The sequence below is a fragment of the Spirosoma sp. 48-14 genome (assembly GCF_001898575.1).
In the GTDB taxonomy this organism is placed as follows: Bacteria; Bacteroidota; Bacteroidia; order Cytophagales; family Spirosomataceae; genus Spirosoma.
Genome location: NZ_MKUD01000007.1, coordinates 1 through 3,332, shown reverse-complemented (window position 1 = coordinate 3,332; position 3,332 = coordinate 1). Strand labels below are relative to the sequence as shown.

Genomic DNA, 3,332 nt, shown 5'->3' with positions numbered 1-3,332 from the left:
TCACCGTGAAGGTCACGCTGCTGCCAGGGGTGACGTTGGCCGACTGACCTGCCGCCAGCGTTTTCTTCAGCGCCAAGTCGAAGACAGGAGCTGGACTCACATTGATCACTTCCGGATCAGAGTCGTCCTCATCCTGAGAAGGATTGTTCTTGTGATCCCCACTAGTGTCATCATTGACCGGCGTACCATCGTTATTCGGATTGTTGTCCGGATCGGAATCCTTGTCGGGCAAGTTCTGGGCATTGCCCGCACTGCTGATCTCAGCCGTGTTGGTCAGGCTACCAGTTACGCCCGCACCTACCGTGAAGACGATGTTGCGCGTGGTGCTCTGACCCGCTGGCAAGCTGGCAATCACACTGTTGAGCGTGGCCAGACTACCGCTGGCTGTCCAATTTCCATCGTTCAGCGTCAGCCCAGTCGGGATGTAATCCGTCACCTGAACATTGGTCGCGTCCACGTTGCCCTGGTTGTAGACCGTCACCGTAAAGGTTACGCTGCTACCAGGAGTGACGTTGGCCGACTGACCTGCCGCCAGCGTTTTCTTCAACGCCAAGTCGAAGACGGGTACAGGAATCAGACCCGCATCAACGGTCAAGTCCTGCTGGCCTGCGGTCAGGCTGTAAACTGACGTCTGACCACCGACGCCCGCATCGCTGTCGGTCGCATCATTGCCCACATTGGCACTGGTGAAGGTCATGCCACTGGGGGCCGTGAACTTCACGTAGTAGCTACCGGGGTCCAGATTCGTAAATAAGTATTTACCATTGGCATCGGTCAGGGTCGTGCTGATGGGCTGGTTGGTGGTCGCATTATAGAGCACCGCCGTCACAGAAGCCACGCCCGTTTCGGTAGGGTCCTGCTGACCATTCTTGTTGGTATCCAGCCAGACGTAATCCCCCAGACTAGCCGGTAATGGGATCAAGCCTGCATCGACGGTCAGCTCTTGCTGGCCTGCTGTCAGGCTGTAAACCGACGTCTGACCACCGACGCCCGCATCACTGTCAGTCGCATCGTTGCCTACATTGGCACTGGTGAAGGTCATGCCACTGGGGGCCGTGAACTTCACGTAGTAGCTACCGGGGTCCAGATTCGTAAATAAGTATTTGCCATTGGCATCGGTTACCGTGGTACTGATGGGCTGGTTGGTGGTGGCATTGTAGAGCACCGCCGTCACACTAGCCACACCCGTCTCAGTAGGGTCCTGCTGGCCATTTTTGTTGACATCAAACCACACATAATCCCCCAGACTAGCCGGTAATGGGATCAAGCCTGCATCGACGGTCAACTCCTGCTGACCCGCCGTCAGACTATACGTACCCGTCGTACCACTTTGGCCCGTTAGACTCGCTACATCACTGTCGGTCGCATCAGCACCCACATTCGCACTAGTGAATGTCGTACCCACAGGTGCGGTGAACTTCACGTAGTAGCTGCCCGGGTCCAGGTTCGTAAACAGGTATTTACCCTGGCTGTCTGTTACGGTCGTGCTTACTACTGTGCCGCTTACTGCGTCGTAGAGCACCGCCGTCACACTAGCCACACCCGTTTCGGTGGGGTCCTGCTGGCCATTCTTGTTGGTATCCAGCCAGACGTAATCCCCCAGACTAGCCGGTAATGGGATCAAGCCTGCATCGACGGTCAGTTCCTGCTGACCCGCTGTCAGGCTGTAAACTGACGTCTGACCACCGACGCCCGCATCGCTGTCGGTCGCATCGTTGCCTACATTGGCACTGGTGAAGGTCATGCCACTGGGGGCCGTGAACTTCACGTAGTAGCTGCCCGGATTCAGATTGGTAAACAGGTATTTGCCCTGCCCGTCGGTTAGCGTGGTCGAGACCACCGTGCCGCTCACCGCGTCATAGAGCACTGCCGTTACAGAAGCCACACCCGTTTCGGTGGGGTCCTGTTGACCGTTCTTGTTGGCATCGAACCACACATAATCCCCTAAAGACGCTGGTGGATTGGCGGTAAGCCCAAAATCATACGTATGATTATTGGCTCCAATCGGGCCCGTCGTCAGATTGATGGTTGGCAGACCATTGGCCACAAACGCATCATTGTTGTTGATCGTACTGCCAGTGTTTGTACCTGCGGTCTCACCCGGTGCAATGGTTATGCCTGTCAGTGTTAAACCCGCTACCGACGTGCTGCTACCCAGCGAGGTAATTTTGAGGCTATAGCTAGTAGAAGGCAGTAACGACAAGCTGTATACTTTGCTAGCCGTGGTACTACCATTTGTTCCCGACGAGAAGATATAATTCCCGCTGGCATCTGTGGTTGCTGTTGCAATGACCCCACCACTGGCATTGGTTAGCTGGACCGTTACACCCGCCAAAGCTGGTTCGCCGGGGTCCTGAACCCCATTGTTGTTGGTATCTTTCCAGACCCGGTTACCGATTTCAATGGGAGCTGGATCGCACAATAATTCTAAGTCCCCTAAACCATTAGATTTGCCGTAAACACCTGGATCTTGGGCATTATAAATCAAAAAGCCATCCACAAGACTACCATTTTGAGTACTAAGTTTACGGATACCTCCAGTAGCTACTCTATCCGTATTGTTTAGAGGATCGTAAACGGTAGTAACGACATTATTTGAGCCAGGCAATAGAGCTAATCCACCTGTTGTAACTTCCTGATGGATTTCTGACCCTGTTGCATAGATCATATTATCGCTAAAAAACTCTCCTCCGCCCGGACCTTGATTGTTCCCTCCACCAGAGCCTGATAAACCTCCTACAGTACCGTTATTTTCAAGAGTAAAAGTACCGCTGGTAGCGGGAGACGCCATCAAAATATCTCCGGCAGCATAAACTTGGTACAATGTAGTCCCAGAAGGGCCATACTGAGCAAGCCCCCCTAAATCGCCCATTCGGTCTCTCATACCTAGTATCATATATCCATTTGAGGGATTAAACTCAATGTCTGATAGCATAGGTTGAGGGTAAGCAATCTCTGTAGTAGCACAGCTACCAAAACTACTAGGCCAATTAGATAGCCAAGGCTTCCAGGGAATTGGACCACACCATTGATGAGAAAAACCTCTTGGATAATTCAAAGGAAATGACAAAACAGAAGTAAACCCATTTCCATCAAATTTGTAAACTGTGGCCTTTAAATCTGTCGCATTTTGAGTTGTTTGCGCAGTACATACTTGACCTATGTAAACATTACCTTGATAATATTTTAGGCCAAAATTCATCACATCGTTGCTGTTACTACAAGTTTGCGGTATAGTCCAGCTTCCTTTCAATGACTTTGTTGCAATATCAACAGCATATAATTTTTTATCATACAAATTCGTCAAGTATAAAGTCGAGCCATCATCCGAT

The 3,332-nt window shown here is 51.6% G+C and carries 1 protein-coding gene; it reads right to left on the bottom strand.

Going from position 1 to position 3,332, the window contains the following annotated elements; all coding sequences use genetic code 11:
• A partial coding sequence (locus BGO59_RS06680) for an SdrD B-like domain-containing protein (RefSeq protein ID WP_293682485.1) occupies positions 1–2,884 on the bottom strand: 2,884 nt, incomplete at its 3' end.
• Positions 2,885–3,332: the final 448 nt, after the last annotated feature.